The sequence below is a fragment of the Clostridium chromiireducens genome (assembly GCF_003575225.1).
In the GTDB taxonomy this organism is placed as follows: domain Bacteria; phylum Bacillota; class Clostridia; order Clostridiales; family Clostridiaceae; genus Clostridium; species Clostridium chromiireducens.
Window position 1 is genome coordinate 101,481 of record NZ_QXDJ01000008.1, and the last position, 18,635, is coordinate 120,115.

Genomic DNA, 18,635 nt, shown 5'->3' on the forward strand with positions numbered 1-18,635 from the left:
TTATCATTGGACCAATGATAATGATGAAATTTACTTCTATGTTAACTAAGGAATTAAATATTCCAACAACAGTAAGCTTAAATCCAATAATGGTTGATGGTACAGGCATGTGTGGCGCATGTAGAGTAACAGTTGGAGGCGAAGTTAAGTTTGCTTGTGTTGATGGACCAGAATTTGATGGACATTTAGTAAATTATGATGAGTCAATGAGAAGACAAACTATGTATAAAAGTGAAGAAGGAAAAGCACAATTAAAAGTTGAAGAAGGTAACACGCACAATCATGGTGGCTGCGGTTGCGGAGGTGATAAATAATGGATATGAAAGAAAGAATGGTTAGAATACCTGTGAGAGAACAAGACCCAAAGGTTAGAGCAACAAACTTTGAAGAAGTTTGTCTTGGATATAATGAAGAAGAAGCTACAAAAGAAGCTTTAAGATGTTTGAATTGTAAAGTTCCAAAGTGTGTAGAGGGATGTCCGGTATCAATTAATATTCCTGGTTTTATTTCATACCTTAAGGATGAAAATTTTGAAGAAGCAGCGAAAGAAATTTCGAAATATAGCTCACTTCCTGCAGTTTGTGGAAGAGTTTGTCCACAAGAAAAACAATGTGAAGGAAAATGTGTATTAGGAATAAAAGGCGACTCAGTTTCTATTGGTAAGCTTGAGAGATTTACAGCAGACTGGGCAGCATCACATAATGTTGATTTAAGTGCAACAGAAACTAAAAATGGTATTAAAGTTGCAGTTATAGGAAGTGGACCAGCAGGGTTAACTTGTGCTGGAGATTTAGCTAAAAAGGGATATGACGTAACAATATTTGAAGCACTTCATAAAGCAGGAGGAGTATTAGAATATGGTATTCCTGAATTTAGACTTCCAAAAGAAAAAGTAGTTAAAAATGAAGTTGAAAATATTAAAAAGCTTGGTGTTAAAATTGAAACTAACGTTATAATTGGTAGAACTATAACAATAGATGAATTATTTGAAGAAGAAGGATTTAAAGCTGTATTTATTGGTTCAGGAGCAGGTCTTCCTAAGTTCATGGGGATACCAGGAGAAAATGCTAATGGAGTATGCTCTGCTAATGAATTTTTAACAAGAGTAAACTTAATGAAAGCTGCTGTAGATGGATATGATACACCAGTAAGAGCTGGAAAGAAAGTTGCAGTAGTTGGTGGAGGAAATGTTGCTATGGATGCAGCAAGAACTGCCTTAAGACTTGGTGCAGAAAGCCATATTGTGTATAGAAGAGGAGAATCTGAACTTCCAGCAAGAGTAGAAGAAGTACATCATGCTAAAGAAGAAGGAGTAATCTTCGATGTATTAACTAATCCAACAGAAATCCTAGTTGATGAAAATGGATGGGTTAAAGGTATGAAATGCGTTAAGATGGAACTTGGAGAGCCAGATGCATCTGGTAGAAGAAGTCCAGTTGAAGTTCCAGGATCAGAATTTGTTATGGATGTAGATACTGTAATAATGTCTCTTGGAACATCACCAAATCCATTAATTTCTTCAACAACTGCAGGTTTAGAAATTAATAAGAGAAGATGTATAGTAGCTCAAGAAGAAACAGGTCTTACTACTAAAGAAGCTGTTTATGCTGGAGGAGATGCAGTTACAGGAGCTGCCACAGTAATATTAGCTATGGGTGCAGGTAAAAAAGCTGCTAAAGCAATAGATGAATATTTACAAGGAAAATAGAGCCAAATAATTAGAATCAGTTTCATTCATATGCCTAAATGAATGAAACTGATTTTTTATGAAATATTAATGCGGTTATTGACGGATAATTGCAAATATGGTAGAGTTAATTCATGATATAGTATGTTACTGGTAGGCAGGCATTAACTATACATAGATATTTGAGGATGTTTATGTTAGTTAGTGCTTTTTTTGCGTGGAAAAATTTTACAGGCATCCTGATTATTAAAATAAATTATATAATAAAGGAGAAAAAACATGAACAAAGCAATTAATTTACTTAAAAGGTTAGTCTTATTTTTTGTTGGAATGAGTATAATTCAATTTGGAGTAGCATTATTTCTAAAGACTAACATTGGTTCGGATCCATTTACTGTATTCACTCAAGGTCTAGCGTTCTTGTTAAATAAAACAGGATTAAAGAATATAGGGATAGTAAAATTAATAAGTGGAGCAGCAGAAGTAACGCCTGGAATCGCCAACATGATTATACTACTAATATTATTTACTATTATATTAGTAGTAGATAGGCATCGTATAAAAATAGGAACACTTATCTGTGTAATTGGAGTAGGACCAATCATAGATTTAGGAGTAAAAGTAGTTTCGTATTTTCCGGTTGAATCTTATAACTATATGATAAGAGCTTTATTAGTAGTATTTGGATGTTTAATAATCGCTATAGGATTTTCAATTTTATCAGCGGCAAATGTAGGTGTTGCTCCAAATGATATTGTGCCATTTATAATACAAGATAAAACAAAGATAGAATACCGATGGATTAGAATAGCTTTGGATGGTGGATTTTTAATTATTGGATTTGTTTTAGGAGGAAAAATTGGTCTTGGTACAGTAATATCAATGTTATCAACAGGACCGTTTATACAATTCTTCTTGCCTTATGGTGAAAAATTTGTAAATAAAATAGTAGAGCAAAAAAGCGAAGAGTTTGATAGTTCTGCAGTTACTGCATAATAAGCTATCTTTATTAAAGTAATAATAATTAAAAACATAACTAAAAAATAACTGTTATAGATAATTAAAATGTCTATAGCAGTTATTTTTTTGCAAAGATAAGTGATACAGAAATTAACACTGAAATATTTATTTTAATAAGAGTATATATATTTTTAGAAATTATTAAGTATATTGTCATATGTTGAAAAATAGTGAAATAAGTGTGATAATAAAGAGTGATTCTAGTTGTATATTATAAAATTTAAAAATTATTTTTTTAGAGTAATTATATTTTAGCAAGAGGAGGGATTATGAATATGTCGGATACCAGTGGTAAAGTGGTATTCTATGGGGTGAGTGAAACTAGTCAAAAGCTAGATTATATCATGAAAGCCCTAGAATTAAGGAATCAGCATTTTGAAATAAAATTGATTATATCTGAAGCAATCACCAATGCTTATACTCATGGTAATAATAGTGATAAAAATAAACCAATATATGTTGAGTGGGAAGTGAAAGATAACTTATTAAGCATTAAAGTGGAAGATTGTGGACAAGGAGTAAAAGACAAAAAACTACATGAAGAAATTAGTGAAGAAAAAATACTAGATGAATCAGGAAGAGGGTTATTTATTATTAATTCCTATGCTGATGAACTAATATTTAGTGGTAACACCATAATCATGAAAAAATATCTTCTACAAGATATAAATGATTGAAGTGTTTAAAGTAAATAATTAATACTCAATCAATATTGTACATATAAAGGGGAAAATTTAATGAAAATTTCTTTAAAAATAAAATTAATGATTACTTTTTTTGTGCTTATTTCTATACCAATGGGGATATTAGGAGTCATATCATACGAAATGGCTAGTAGATCAATACAAGCGTCCGTTGAACAACAATTAAAAGAACAAACTTCGAGTACATCTGTTTTGATTGATGAAACCATAGTATCAGTAAAACATTCATTAGAAGTGGCAAGTTTAAATAGTGACCTAGGGAAAGCTATACAAAATTCAAATACTGAGAATATTGATACAGCATTTCAATACATAAAGAATGTTCAAGATAAAAATAAGGATTTCATGGAAGTGTTAATTATTACAGATGCTTATGGTAAAGTTATTATTGATAACCAGACAAAAGAGCCAGACATAGATTTAAGTGATAGAGAATACATGAAACAAGCGTTAAGCAGTGGGAATGAGGTAGTTAGCGAAGTACTAACATCCAGGTTCACTGGTAATCCAGCAATTTTTATAGTTTATCCGTTAAAAGAAAATGGTAAATTAATTGGAACTTTAGTTGGAAGTATTAAATTTGAAAGTATTTCAAATTATGCAGCTAGAATTAAAGTTGGACAAAATGGTTATGCATATATGATTGATAAAAATGGATTAATTGTTTATCATCCAGATAGTAGTAAGATTTTAAAAGAAAATGCAAGTGATAATGCAGGTGAGGATTTAAAATTAATAATTAATGAAATGAAGGCAGGAAAATCCTCAGAAGGTTTCTACACTTATGGAAATAAATACAAATACGTTGTTTTTCAACCTGCAGATAATTGGGTAATTGCAGTGACAGCAGAATATAATGAATATATGTCAGCTGCGCTAGGAATTAGATATAATACAATAATTATTGTTATAATATCGATTATTGTTGCAATGCTATGTGCTTATTTGTATTCAACTAAAGGGATAATTAATCCAATTAAAAGCTTAGAAAAGTTAATGAAACGTGCGGGTGAGGGAGATTTAACTGTTAGGATTAGCATAAAGAGTAAAGATGAGATAGAGGAACTTGGAAACTCATTTAATGAAATGATAAAACATCAAGATGAAATAGTCAGAAGTGTAACCAATGCCGCAGAAAATTTAAATGCAGCGTCAGAAGAGATGGCAGCATCATCAGAAGAAATCAGTTCTGCAACTGAAGAAATTAGTGCAACAGTTACACAAGTAGCACAAGATGCAGAAAAGCAGAATGAGTCTATAGTTGATGTTTCTAAAGTTTTAGTACAGCTTTCAAGCCTTGTTCAATTAGCTCAAAATAGAGCAAAATCAACAAGTTCAAATGCTGCAAATACTATGGCTGTAGCGGACCTTGGAAGAGAAAAAGTAGAAGAAACAGTAAAGGCAATGAATATTATCAGTATTGGAAGTGATGAAACTGCACAGTCACTTGAATCATTAAGTGGCCTATCAACCAAAGTAAATGGGATCATAAATACAATAAATTCCATTGCGGAGCAAACAAATCTTTTAGCATTAAATGCTGCAATTGAGGCAGCTAGGGCAGGGGAACACGGTAAAGGATTTAGTGTTGTAGCTGATGAGGTTAGGAAACTATCAGAAGAGTCAAATGATAGAGCGAAAGAAATCGCTATATTAGTTAGGGAAATGGTTAAACAAACACAAAATGCAGTATCTGCAATGGAGAGAGCGAAAGAAGAAGTTGACAATGGAGTTAAGATAGTATCAGAAACAGATAAGGCGTTTGTTAACATAATTAACGCAATAGAAAATATAGCAGGACATGTAAATGAGATACTTGATATTACTGGTGATGAAGTAGCGTCATCAGATAAAGTAATAAAGCTTATTAATGATATAGCTACAATTACAGAAAGTAACACTGCCAATAGTGAAAATGTGTCTTTAGCGACAGAAGAACAGGCAAATGCAATTAATAATTTGACAGCGACAGCTGAGGAAACAAGTGCTATGGCTGAAGAATTAACTAAACTTGTAGAAAGATTTAAAATATGAGGTGATAGTAGATGGAAATAAATATACCTAAGGATTTTATTGTTGATGAGGTGGCAAATTTTAGAGTGAAAATAAATAGCCTAATTGATGGAGGTCAAAAGAACTTTATATTTAATTTTAATGATTGTACTTTTATAGATAGTACTGGTCTTGGTGCATTAGTAGCAATTTATAAAAAGTGCGCTGAAAATGGTGGCAGCGTAAAATTAAAATCATTAAAACCTGAAGTTGAGAAATTATTTAAATTAACAAGGTTAGATAAAGTATTTGAAATATGTCCATAAAAAGCATCTGAGAATTTAACAAGTTAATAAATCAGATTGAAAGGACTTATAGATTTATGTATGAAGGTAAAGAAAAAGCACTAATATTAGATGAAGACGTAAAGTTAAATGAAACTAGTTATAAAGAAATTTGGGATAAGATAAATGAACTAGCATTTGTTATAGAATTGGATAAAGAATTTACGCCTGTATACTTTGTTGATTTTAATAATAAATTTTGTAGTGATTTAGGTTATTCTAAAGATGAACTTAGAAGCGTACTACCTTCAGATATTTTAAAAGGGGATAATTGGAAAGATAAAGCTGAGATATTTAGAAAGTTAATATATCAAAAAAGTATCAATAAAATTGAATTGATACTAAGAACAAAAGATAAAAAAAGTATTTTTGTTGAATCAGATATATCTATTTTCAGTAATGGTGAAAAAAACTTTGTCCTAGTAATTGCTATGGATATTACTGAACGTAAGAAGTTAGAGAAAGAATTAAAGGGGATATTAAATGGAATTCCAGATGTAATAAAAGTATATAACACTGATTATACAATATCTTTCTTTAATGAAGCTGGATACAATTTCTATAAAAAGATGCCAGAAGAAGTCAATGGAAAGATGTGCTATGAAATTTTAGCAAGGAAAGAGAAATGCGTGGATTGTTCTTTTGAAGAAGTTATAGAAACTAAAGAAATGTTATCAAGAGAAAGATACATTCCAGAATTAAATAAATTTATGGATGTATGTTATAATCCTGTAATGGGAGAAGATGGAGAATTATTGTTTATTGTTGAGAGACTTCGTGATATTACAGAAAAGAAGATTCTTGATAAAATACTTAAAGACAGCAAAGAAAGATATAAGCAAATTATCAATAGTTCACCAGAGGCTGTAGTTATAATTGTGGATAATAAAATTGTGTTAGCTAATAACGAGACTTGTAATATATTTGGTATAAGTTACAATGAGTTGATTGGAAGTAATGTATATAACCGCTTTCAAGAAAAATATAAAAAGGCTTTGCACAAAAGATTTAGAAATATAATAACAGAAAAAAGAATCAAAGATGTATATGATTATGAATTTTATCTTTCAAATAATAAATTAGTTAATTTACAGATTTCATATAGTTATATAGTGTATGAGGGCAAGGCTGCAATTATAGCAGTTATAAGAGATATTACTGAGATGAAGCAAGAGATAAGAAAAGCTGCCGAATTTCAAAAAAACACATTGCAAAATACCTTCCCTGCTCAAAAATTTATTAATACTACCAGTGTTTATGTCCCGGGAAATACTATAAGTGGTGATTTTTATAGAATTTATGAAATAAGTGAAAGTAGAATACTTGGGATAATTACAGATGTCAGGGGGAAAGGAATATCAGCAGCTCTAAATATTTCTGCATTTGATGTTTTGTGCTCTCAAGAAGTTGCTAAGATTCATGAACCTATGGATATAGTAATAAATCTGAATGAGAAGTTAACTAAATACTATGAAGAAAATTATATAGCTATATGTTGTTTTAGTATGGACTTTAATAAGAATGAACTTAAAGTAGTTGGAGCAGGAATTAATCAATTCCTTTTTCAGAAGAAAGGACAAGGGATAGAAGAAAAGATAGTTGAAGGTCCTTTCTTAGGAATGTTTGAGAACAGTGAATTTTGTGAACAAATACTTTCTTTTGAATCAGGAGATAAAGTTTTCTTCTTTACAGATGGATTAGATTTTATTTTAGATGAAGATAGAATAATACAAGAATATATGGAAGATGCAAGTATATTTGAATTTAAAAATTATTTAGACGGATTTTTAAGCGATAGTATTTTAGATGCCGGAAAATTAAAAGATGACTGCACAATGGTTGCAATGGAAGTAAAGTAGAAACACAAATCAACACTCTTTTGAAAACAGCAAATATTTTTGTTCGGAAGAACTATGATAATGTCTTCTGTACAAAAATATTTATGATTTCTAATTAAGAAATTGAATTGAAAATTAAAAATCTGGAAAATAATCAAAATATACAAAGTTATAGTAATAATGCAAGGTTAAATGAGTGTTCGTTCTAACTGAGTAACAATGTACCAGTTGACAGTTAGTAGTGATTGATATAGAATAGGTTATACAAGATGAACATTTCTTTGAAAACCGAATATGTTTTTAAACCATCTTTAACCTGGGGGCGTTTTGGCTTCGACGGGGGTGGGATGGGTTTATTAAGCGAGTCGAGGGACGCATGGAGCCTCGTTAATAAAGTATGCACTAAATGTAAACGCAGAAGACAATTTTGCATTAGCAGCTTAGTTTAAAGCTGTTCATCAGCCCAGGTTGCCTACGGCTTGGATCACTGGTGTCATTTAAGTGGGAAACGAAGCCTAGCAAAGCTTTGAGCTAGAGGGGTATTTATGAAGCTACCGGAAAGTATAGCCTGTCTAAGGGCGATGCTTTTGGGGAATCTTAAAACTTAGACTGCACTCGGAGAAAGGTAAATTCAGCTGCTTTCGGACAGGGGTTCGATACCCCTCGCCTCCACCATGAAACCCACGAAAATCTAAAATTTGGATTTTCGTGGGTTATTTTATTTTGTATAGATTTGAAGAAGGGTTTATATCTATAATCCTATAAGAGAATATTACATTATAAGCAAAGATTTTAAGATATTTAGCATCTATAAAGGTGAACCATATACATAGACAAAAACTGTAATGAATTATGTTACTATATAAAACACATGTGGAGACAGTGGTTCTGGTATATCGTAAGTAGAAGGATTGAAAATATTAGATTTAATATAATTATAGATATGTTACCTTACACAGCAAAGATTATTCATGGTTATGTAGGGGAATATTATTTTATGAAAAATACAATTATGATTTGAAGAAGTAAACACCTATATATAATATTTGTTAAAATTATATATAAAATAGATATATTATAGTCATTGAAAATTAAAGGAAAATAAGTAGTTTTGTAGAAAAATATTAAAGTATTAGAAGGAGTGATTTTTTTGAGAAAATATTTTAGTGAATTTGGACTAAACGTATATACTTCATACAAAACTTTAATTCCCGTAGAACATTTAGACAAAGTAAAAGATGATGCTAGATATCATATATATATGATATTATCAGTACCAAGAGTTGTTATAGAAAAAGAAAGTGTAGAAATCTATAAAGATGAAATTCAATTTACAATAAAGAAAATAGTTGGAGAGGAAGAAGAGTTACATAGAATTAGAAATTTTAAAATATTATCAGAATTTGATCATAGAAAAGTTGATGTAAAAATTAAATATCCTTATAATACAATAACTTGTAAAATTGATGATAGTGTTATTAAAAATTATTATGATAAAAATAAAAGCAGATTAAATTATTCAGAAGAAGAATTTAAAGAAGCATTGAATAGAACAATAGATGCACAAGTTTTTTTGAATGATAGTTATATTCAACATAGTATACCCTTAGAGATGGAAGTGTTATATATAGGACAAGCATATGGTGAACACGGAGAAAGACTAGCACAAAAGAGATTATCATCACATGAAAAATTACAAAAAATATTAACAGATTGTCATACTAAATATCAAGATAAAAGGATATTTATATTGTTATTAGAAATGACACCTATTCTGAATACTACATTTGATGGAATAAATAAAGAATATGCTGTGAGTGAAAAGGAAGAAGAAGAACACTTTCAAAATGGAATAATGAATTTACCAGTATATAATCAAGTTATAAATATAACAGAAGCAGCATTAATAAATTACTTTAAACCTACATATAATACTAATTTTGTAGAAAATTTTCCATGTAATAAACATAAAGGTTATAGTCAATATTATAATTTAGATTATAATTGTATGTCTGTTGAATTAGATTTAGAATTTGAATATTCACCTAATATTCAATTATATTCTAAGTTTAATAGAATAAATTGTTGTTGGGATTTTGTAAAATATGATTTGTTCAATGATCCAAATAGAATAAATATGTATGACATTTTTAAAAAAATTGATAACAAAAATAATTAATGCTTATAAAAAAAGTACATTCAATCACATGGTAGAATGCTTTTTTATATGCCCAAAATATAAAAAGTCTCTTGAATAGATTTCCAGTAAAGAATAGAATAGTATTATGAAAAATTATGTGGAAATTTATAGAGGAGAAGTAGTTATGAAAGATAGTATTGGTATTTTAGGTAATGATAAGTCTAAAAATCACTTTAAAGAAATATTAAAATTATCTAAGGAATCTGATGAATTAATATTGGTTTCACCTTTTTTTACAAAAGATATAGGCTTTTTTCTAGAAAACATGGAAACTATTCAAAAATTGACTATTTACACTGTTTTTGAAGGATACAATGATGCTTTAAATAAAGCTGATTCTGTGCATGAATTATATAGATACTGTGAGAGTAATAATATTAAATTATCTGTAAAATTTAATGATGACTTGCATGGAAAAGTTTATTTATTTTATAAAAATGATAAAGAAAGAGGCGCTATTGTAACTTCTGCCAACTTTACATCAAAAGGATTGATAAATAATTATGAATGGGGTATATCTATTAATGATAACGACAAACAAAAATTACTTCGTTCAGAAATAGAAGAAATGACTGTATACGAATTAAACAAACATCAAATTGAGGCAATACATAAGTCGGCAATAGATTTTAAAAAAAATAATCCGATACCAAAAGAGAATGTATTTAAGATTAATAAATATATAAATGTCAAACCAAGTAAAAATGGTAATATAAAGATGGGATACTATCTTAAGCCTATTGGAGTTACTGGTAATCCATTTAAAAAAGGAGATACTTTAAAAGAAAATGATGAGATAGGATTTGGTGATTCTGCAAATAAACTTAACAAAGGAGATATTCTATTTTGTCATAGTGTTGGTACTGGATTTTTAGTTGGATACTACAAAATAAGCAGTGATAGTTCTGAATTCAAAGAGATAAATAAAGATGATAGGTGGCCTTGGAAAGTTAGTGTAGAATGTTATTCTATTCCATTTAGTAAAGAATGGTGGGTATATGAAATGAAAACTAATGATTTAGTTAGTGAATTTAAGAAATTATATCCAGACAAACATATCACTTATAATGGAGGAGACACATTAGGAGCTCTAAAATGGGGAAGAGATAGGATAAGATTAACAGAACAGTTTGCAATATATTTAATTGAAGAGATAGATAAAAATTGGAAAAGTTAAATATAAGCTATAATAGTGCAAAAATGCTTGAATAATTTTACAACTGAATAAAATAAAAAAACATTTATGATAAATCCTTGTTATAATTGAGTTTGCACACAACAATGACAGCAAGAGCTATACATAAATATTTCATAACACAATTATATCAGATGGGATATCAATATACAAATTTTTCAAGCAATTAAATTTTGATTTTTACTTAACTAAGCCTCAATTAAGACATTTAGAAAATGTAATGAATGCTATGATATCAAAAGGTTATAACGGTAAAATTTCCGACATAGCGGAGCTTGCTACTTCGAAGCATCGAACTAGTATTACTAGATTTCTTTCAAATAGTAATTGGGATGAAAAACTTTTAGAAAGAGCATTAAAATCATATATCATAGAACTTATTTGGTCTAAATCAAGAGAATCTAAACAGCCGACATACCTTATTATTGATGACACTATTTCTGAAAAGACAAAGCCCTCGTCAAAGGCTAAAAATCCAATTAAAAAGTGTTCATTTCATAATTCTCACTTAAAAGGTAAGAATGTATATGGTCATCAAATATTGGTTTCTCTACTATCGTGTGACGGATTAGTGCTCCCATATTCAATTGATATCTATGATAAAGAATCTATGAGTAAAATCAAATTAATTCAAAAATTAATTGCAACACTTCCTAAGCCTGAAAATAAAGGATATGTGTTAGCTGATAGTTGTAAGGATATTTTTAATGCTTCTGAAAAAGCTGGTTACAGTTATATCGGTGCTTTAAAAACTAATAGAGTTATCTTTCCACAAGGCAATGAAAGATTGGGCATAAAACTTCATAAATTTGCTACATCGTTAAGTATTGAAAACTTTGACCTTGTCACCGTCCAAGATAAGCAATACTATATTTACAATTATGTTGGCGACTTAAAAGATAGAAAAAATGTTTCTATTGTTTTAAGTTATCCTAAAGATGCTTTTCAAAAAGATGGAGCATTAAAAACTTTTATTTCCTTAGAAAAATCATTAGCACCGTTAGAAATTTTAACTCAATATACCGACCGTTGGGCGATTGAACCATTTTTTAGAGATTGCAAAACTTACTTGGGACTCGATGGATATCAAGTAAGAAGTTATAAAAGTATAAATAGATATCTAATAATAATGTTAACAAATTATACTTATTGCAAAATATACTGTAATGATTCGCATCACTTTAATACTGGATATAAAGCTGCTAAGAAAGATTTAGAAAAATTCAAAGTAATATATATTTACGAAGCAGCTGCAAGCGGTACGCCGATAGAAGAAATTTTTGAGTCATTAAAAATAGCTTAAGAATCTGTTTTTTTATTCAACTGTAAAATTATTCAAGTAAAAATGCACTATTATAGTATAAGTATCAAATATGCCTTTTGATAATAAGTTTGATTTTCTTTTTGATAATATATTTTGTCTATATGTTACAGGAAACCATGATAATTACATGTTGAATGGGTATTCTAATAGTAAAAATTAGAAAGTACATTGAAAAAATGAAAAATTTACAAATAGCAAAAATCTATTTACTGGATTAAATGTAAAATCAAATATATATTATAATCATGTAATAAAGAGAAGGAATATTTAAAGCAATATAACGCTTTAAGTATTCCTTTTTCTATTTTAAAGGAGGAGTTAATCATGAGAAAGTTATGGGAATTAGAACAGTTAGAAGAACTAAAATCAAAATATGCAAAAGAGGTTTTACAAAGCATTGAAGAGGTTATTACAGTAATTAATGAGAATTATAGTATTAGTAGAGCAGTAGATGCTGATCTAGGAGGATAGGTTTTATTATTAGAATCAGATACCGATGTAGAAGAATTAAAAGTTAATAAGTTGAAGAGGTTACTTCCTGAATATACTGATGAAATAATAAGTGATGATGGTACTAAATACTATTCAGCACTTTTCTATTAGCCTCAGATTATGCAGTAATGGTCTATTCAAACAAAGAATTACATGAATTATTATTAGGAAAGGTGTTGTAGTATATGGCTAGGCAGAGTAAAGAAATAACTGAAGAAAGAAAAATAGTAAAGGAAACTAAATATTGTGAAGTGTTTAAGGCAGTATCAATTATTGATAATGATTATTATAGTAGTATAGAAAAGATAAAAGTTAAAAGTAAGAATCGTGAAGAGTAAAGTAACTGCTATAACAAATAGATTTGTTCAAGAAGAATTCAAATCTAAAATAGATGAGTTTAAGAATAGTAAGAGTAAATTAGAAGCTAAGTTATCAGAAATTGAAGTTAAGGATATTAACCAAATTGTGACAGAAGCAGATGTAAGAAGCCTGCTGAGCAATTTTAGCGGCTATGTAATTAGCAGGAATATTTCAGAATGCAAAAAGTTCATAAGATACTTTGTAAAAGAAGTCATAGTGTATAAAGAACACATTGAAGTTATCTTTAATGTGTCTTTTTCTTTGCTCAAAAATAATGAGGGAGTTAAGGTTATAAGCCAAATTAGTAGGTATGATTTGTATGAAAGGTATAGTCAGAGTTTTTATATAAAGGTTAGTTAATAAAATTTGCTAGAAATATTTAGAGTGCAATGACTTTAAATATTTCTACTTTATTAATTGGATTATAAGAGAAATTAGAAGGTTTGATTTGGATAAAATATTGTAGATATATAGGAATATTAATTTTGCATTTTTAAATATAGTTTAGTTAAAAATACCTATAAATATATTTTATGTTTAATATACATAAATATACATATTATGATAAAATATTAATATATTCTAGTATGTAGAGATAATGCTTGCAATTGGTGAAGAAAAATAAAGAGGTGAGAGAGTTTGAGAGATACTGGTGCAGCTAAAAGTATTTCAGGACATTATTATGCTATATTAAATACAATAAGTTATTTAATTGGATTGGAAGAAGATGACTATATAGCTTGTGAATATAGAAATTCAGATATATACATATATAAGGATAATAAGTGTATTTCTATTGAATCAAAGTACTATTCAAGTAATATTGGATGGGGAGATGAATGTTTTAAAAATAGTATTCGAAACTTTATAGATATAGAAATAAATGATCCAGTTAATGAGTATGTATTTATGACTAATACATCTAAGAAAGATATGAGTAGAGATTTAAATTTATGGATGAATGTATATAACAAGAAGATAGAGCCTGCAACTATAAAAGAGAATGAAACTACTCTATCCAATAAAATTAGACAATTATATGTTAATGAAATATATAAATCTATAGTGAAAGGCAATAAAAACTCAGAAAAAAAAGAAGATGAGTTAAAGAAAATTGCGGAAGATAATGCAAACGAAGAATTAAAAAAGATTGACTTAATCAAATTTATAAAGAAGGTTAGATTTGAATTTGATAAGATAGTTGATCATAAAATAGTAAAAGAAAAAATTGAAAATTATATTAGCAATGTAAACATAAAGTTGAAAGATGATTCTTATAAGATTTTTGCATGTTTACAAGATTTTGTTTGGAGTAATATTTGTGATATTGGCGATGAAGTTATTCACAAGAAACAAACACTATGCATAAATGATGTGAATAAATTAATATCAAATTTCGAGGAAAGATATGAGAAAATTATAAATGATTATACGAGTTTAGAAAGAATAGAGAAAATGAACTTATATGGGAGGGTTGGCGAAGAAATTAAGAATTACCTAAAAGAAGGAGATTATACAGAAGATAGTGAAATATTTGAGTATTTTAATAGTAAAATAGATGAAATTATAGATGAAATACTGGAATGCTTTAAGGATGAAGGTAATTGGCTCAACTATATAGAAAGAATGAATAATAAGACTTTAGACGATGTTGATACTGAAGATTTAGCAAATTTAATAATATATGTTGCAATGTTAAAATCAATTTATAGTAAAGATAATAATGTTCAGTGTGTAGATGATGAGATTTACAATATGAAATTGGGAAATAGGAGAATAGGCTATTATATTAGTAACAGAAATTCAATTTATAGCAAAGCATTATCAAGATGGTTTAGTAAAAATTATAAAAGAATTGACATACATAAAAAGGAAGCTAGTGAAAATATAAAATGTATATTATTAAATTGCAATAAATTTAAAGAATGTTCTAAAGAAACTAAGAGTTATAGAAACAAAAGTGATTTGGCCATAAAGGAACTTGTTTTAAACATTGCAGATCCAGAAGAAAATGATGATATGTATTATTCAGAATTAAGAAAAAAATTAATGGTAGATTATCATTGTGGAGAGTGTATAAAAATAACTGAAAAAGAAAAAGACGAAATTGCTTTAGATTACGAAGGGGTCATGAAATAAATGTTAAATGAAATTATGGATAAATGTTTTAAGAATAGATATAGAGAATATAGATTAAATGATAATAAATTTATTACATCATATTATTTAATAGATGATACATATATATTGACATTTTATGTGATTGATGAAAATGGGATTCCTATTGCTGAGATGGAAGGTGAAATAATAGCAACTATTCAGTCAGTAAAAGGAGAAGATAGATTTAGAAAATATGATGTTTATTTGATTTTACTTGATTTAGAAAAATATTTTATAGACCCTAAAGAAAAAAATGAAATAGAAAAGGACAAGTTTAGCTGTAGAAAAATATTTATAAATGGAAATGAAAAAGATTTGGAACAAGAATTAAATAATAAATTTAATTTAGGGAAAGAAATAAATGAATTTGAGAGCGATTTGAGCAATGAAGAATTAGAATTAATTAATTTTATAAATGAAGATATTGCAAATTATGATATAGATAAAAGTACTGATATAAATTTAAAGAGTATAGAAGATTTGTGTAGTTACATAGAAATATTAAAATTAGATGCAAAGAAATTAAGCGCTAGTATTGAGAGAGAATTGATTCGCTTAGAGAGGAAAGAAAATGAAGATTGAAAAGATTGAAATAAAAAACTTTAGAGGAATAGGTAATAATGGAATAAATATAAGATTGGCAGAAAGTAACATTGTACTAATTTATGCACCTAATGGATTTGGAAAAACAAGTATAATTGATAGTATTGAATGGGGATTAACAGGAAATATAAGTCATCTGAATGAAATAAGCACAGTAGATAAAAAAAGATTCAATAAATGTCAAATGATTAATTTTTTTTCCGGTAAAGAAGGGAAGAAAACTAATGCGGAAATTAAAATTATATTTGATAATGGGGAAAAATTGACAAGAAAAAATAAGCAGACACAAAAGGGAGATTTTGACGGGGGAGAACTTGACAATGAAAGTATTTTTCAAAGTTTACTACGTAATAAAGATAATGAGATAAATTTTTGTGAAAATTTTTATCATACTCATATGCTAGGACAAGATACTATAAACAGTTTTTTATGTAATCAAAGAAGTGAGGATAGAGAAAAAAAGCTATTTAATATAATTGGGATTGACAGATATAATAAATTATTCGATAGTATAAAGCATGGTGAGTATAAGTTACAAACATTAATTCAAAATATAAATAAATATACTGATGAAATAGAAACTTTAAAAGAGAGCATTGAAAACTGTGAACCACATAAAGTTTTAATAGAGACTGAATTTAAATCTTTTGAAGATGTTAATGATTTTATATTTAATATACAACATAATTTAACACAACAGAAAGAAGTTATTGATAATATTGATGAAAATATTTTAAGTAAAATAACAAATAAAGATATAGAAGTAAATGAAAAGTATGAAAATATTACAAACTTACTAAAACTAAGTAATAATAAGTTAGAAGAATTAAAAAAGATAAATGAAAAAATAGATAAGTCTATTGAAATAAGAGAAAAAATAAAAGAAATAGATGAATTATATATTAAATTACAAGACTTTATTAGTTTTGCTTTTATAGATCAGAATATAGATATACTGAATAAAAGAATTACAGAAGAAAAGAAAATTTCAAGATATAATAATCAGTTTCAAAGAATAAAGAAAATTAAAAAAAAGTTTAGAGAAATAAATGATAAAGTAATGAGTAATGTAGTTAATATTAAATATTTCAGAAACTTAGAAATTTTAGAAGCAAAAGATATAGATAAACTAAAAGAGTTAATACAATTTTTCGAAGCCAATTTTAAGATAGACAGTATTATTACAAAGAGTTTAATAAAAGAGTATATAAATATCAAGAAAGAATATGCTAGAAAGCTTGAAACAGAGACAAAGTTAAGAAATAACATTGCCAAATTAGGGAAAGTAAGAGATGAAATAATTAAATTTTATAGTGTGAATGTAAAATTTGTTGAAGATAATAAGGATAATATTAATAAAAATAAGAGATGTCCTTTATGTAATAGTGAAGTAACAGCAGATGCGATAATATCTAATATTAAGAAAATTTTAGACATCAATGATTCATCATATGACGAAATGAAAAAATCTATAGATATAATCAATAATGAAATTAAGAACTTACTAATTAAATTAAAAGATATCAAAAAAAATATGGATTTAGCTTTAGATACTATACTTAAAATTGTAGAAGATACTCAACAAGGAAAAAATCAAAGTATTATTAATATTGAATCTATTGTAGTAGAAAAATTAAAAGCTGCAAAAATAAAGAAAGATATTGAAGTGAAAAAACAAAACAAAATTAAAAAACATATAGAAATGCTAATAAAAAGAAAGTATTTTACTAAAATAGATGAAGTATTAAATAAACAAGTTTTAGCAGGGATAATGTATAATATCAGAGTAGAAGTAAATAAAAAGCATAAAATGCTCATAGAAAAAGAAATTTTACCAAAAGAAAAAGTAATGAGCGAACTTATTGATAGTCCAGAATTTTTGCATAATTTTAAACAAGATTTAGATAAATATGACCCATATCAAAATAGAACAATTGAAGAAATAAATAGTAATAAGGAAATTATAAAAAATAAATTTAAGAAGATATCTAGCTTAAATAAGTATATCAAGGATTCTACTGAGAAAATTTCTTTAAAGATAATTAGGCAATTAGAAAAATATGAAAAGTTGAAAATAAGTGTACTAGAATTACAAGAAAAAAATAATAAATTAGTAATGATAAAGAGTATTATTGAATCAATTCAAGATAGTAGTACTAAAACCAATGAGAAGATAATTAAAAAATATATTTTAGATAATAAATTAGTGCATCAAATATATAAAAATATTAACCCGCATCCTATTCATAAAGACATTAACATCGAGAGTTCAAATGGATTAATATTTAAGTTGAATAATGAATTTGAGAGAGTACAGGCAGACTACATATTTAGTTCAGCACAAAAAAATGTATTGGCACTAAGCATATTTTTAGGATTTGCATTCCAGCAAAGTTGGAGTAATTTAGACCAAATTTTTATAGATGATCCTATTCAAAATATGGATGATATAAACGTTGTTGGATTTGTTGACATTCTGCGAAATTTATTTTCGAATGAAAGCAAAATGAATAATAAAACAATAGTATTAACAACTCATGATGAAAAATTTAGAAATCTAGTAAAAATGAAGTTTAGACATTTAAAGGTTAGAGAATATTGCATTGAAAGTTACGACATGAATGGGCCAATAATAAAAGAAACTGAGTATATGTAGTAGTTAATATGTCAAGAAATATTTTCTATAATTAATAAATATCCAGATATATAGATGATA

The 18,635-nt window shown here is 27.6% G+C and carries 16 protein-coding genes and 1 other RNA gene; all 17 read left to right on the forward strand.

Annotated features, from left to right (window positions below):
* Positions 1 to 314, forward strand: a 314-nt coding sequence (locus D2A34_RS23775; RefSeq protein WP_479723264.1) for an iron-sulfur cluster-binding protein, incomplete at its 5' end; no start/stop codon positions are given.
* Entirely contained in the window at positions 314 to 1,708 is a 1,395-nt protein-coding gene (gene gltA, locus D2A34_RS23780) for an NADPH-dependent glutamate synthase (RefSeq protein ID WP_119368108.1), read from the forward strand. The genes D2A34_RS23775 and gltA, both read left to right, overlap by 1 nt.
* Positions 1,709 to 1,966: 258 nt before the next feature.
* Entirely contained in the window at positions 1,967 to 2,683 is a 717-nt protein-coding gene (locus tag D2A34_RS23785; RefSeq protein ID WP_079442064.1) for a YczE/YyaS/YitT family protein, read from the forward strand.
* Positions 2,684 to 2,976: 293 nt separating this feature from the next.
* Complete coding sequence (locus tag D2A34_RS23790) at positions 2,977 to 3,384, forward strand: ATP-binding protein (protein WP_242966180.1); 408 nt, start codon at positions 2,977 to 2,979, stop codon at positions 3,382 to 3,384.
* A 60-nt stretch (positions 3,385 to 3,444) separates the two neighbouring features.
* Complete coding sequence (locus D2A34_RS23795; RefSeq protein ID WP_119368109.1) at positions 3,445 to 5,445, forward strand: methyl-accepting chemotaxis protein; 2,001 nt, start codon at positions 3,445 to 3,447, stop codon at positions 5,443 to 5,445.
* An 11-nt stretch (positions 5,446 to 5,456) separates the two neighbouring features.
* Entirely contained in the window at positions 5,457 to 5,729 is a 273-nt protein-coding gene (locus D2A34_RS23800) for an STAS domain-containing protein (RefSeq protein WP_079442067.1), read from the forward strand.
* Positions 5,730 to 5,785: 56 nt separating this feature from the next.
* Positions 5,786 to 7,606 carry a PAS domain S-box protein gene (locus D2A34_RS23805; protein WP_119368110.1) on the forward strand — a complete coding sequence of 607 codons (1,821 nt, stop codon included), beginning with the start codon at positions 5,786 to 5,788 and terminating at the stop codon, positions 7,604 to 7,606.
* A gap of 297 nt (positions 7,607 to 7,903) precedes the next feature.
* Positions 7,904 to 8,260, forward strand: a transfer-messenger RNA (tmRNA) gene (gene ssrA, locus D2A34_RS23810).
* 475 nt (positions 8,261 to 8,735) lie between these two features.
* Positions 8,736 to 9,764 (forward strand): hypothetical protein, encoded by a 1,029-nt coding sequence (locus D2A34_RS23815; RefSeq protein ID WP_119368111.1) that lies wholly within the window; start codon positions 8,736 to 8,738, stop codon positions 9,762 to 9,764.
* Positions 9,765 to 9,909: 145 nt separating this feature from the next.
* Entirely contained in the window at positions 9,910 to 10,962 is a 1,053-nt protein-coding gene (locus D2A34_RS23820; RefSeq protein ID WP_182629457.1) for a restriction endonuclease PLD domain-containing protein, read from the forward strand.
* 127 nt (positions 10,963 to 11,089) lie between these two features.
* A complete protein-coding gene (locus D2A34_RS23825) occupies positions 11,090 to 12,283 on the forward strand; it encodes an IS701 family transposase (protein ID WP_119368113.1) in 1,194 nt (397 codons plus the stop codon).
* A gap of 345 nt (positions 12,284 to 12,628) precedes the next feature.
* Positions 12,629 to 12,775 carry a hypothetical protein gene (locus D2A34_RS27360; RefSeq protein ID WP_243128392.1) on the forward strand — a complete coding sequence of 49 codons (147 nt, stop codon included), beginning with the start codon at positions 12,629 to 12,631 and terminating at the stop codon, positions 12,773 to 12,775.
* A 206-nt stretch (positions 12,776 to 12,981) separates the two neighbouring features.
* Positions 12,982 to 13,134 carry a hypothetical protein gene (locus D2A34_RS26940; RefSeq protein WP_182629458.1) on the forward strand — a complete coding sequence of 51 codons (153 nt, stop codon included), beginning with the start codon at positions 12,982 to 12,984 and terminating at the stop codon, positions 13,132 to 13,134.
* Positions 13,124 to 13,516, forward strand: a complete 393-nt coding sequence (locus tag D2A34_RS23835) for a hypothetical protein (protein ID WP_243128393.1) — start codon at positions 13,124 to 13,126, stop codon at positions 13,514 to 13,516. The genes D2A34_RS26940 and D2A34_RS23835 overlap by 11 nt, the downstream gene beginning before the upstream one ends.
* A 279-nt stretch (positions 13,517 to 13,795) precedes the next feature.
* The gene (locus tag D2A34_RS23840) at positions 13,796 to 15,295 is read left to right on the forward strand and encodes a hypothetical protein (RefSeq protein WP_119368114.1); all 1,500 of its coding nucleotides are present in this window, start codon (positions 13,796 to 13,798) and stop codon (positions 15,293 to 15,295) included.
* The gene (locus D2A34_RS23845; protein ID WP_119368115.1) at positions 15,296 to 15,898 is read left to right on the forward strand and encodes an ABC-three component system middle component 1; all 603 of its coding nucleotides are present in this window, start codon (positions 15,296 to 15,298) and stop codon (positions 15,896 to 15,898) included.
* A complete protein-coding gene (locus D2A34_RS23850) occupies positions 15,888 to 18,575 on the forward strand; it encodes an AAA family ATPase (protein WP_119368116.1) in 2,688 nt (895 codons plus the stop codon). The genes D2A34_RS23845 and D2A34_RS23850 overlap by 11 nt, the downstream gene beginning before the upstream one ends.
* Positions 18,576 to 18,635 lie beyond the last annotated feature (60 nt).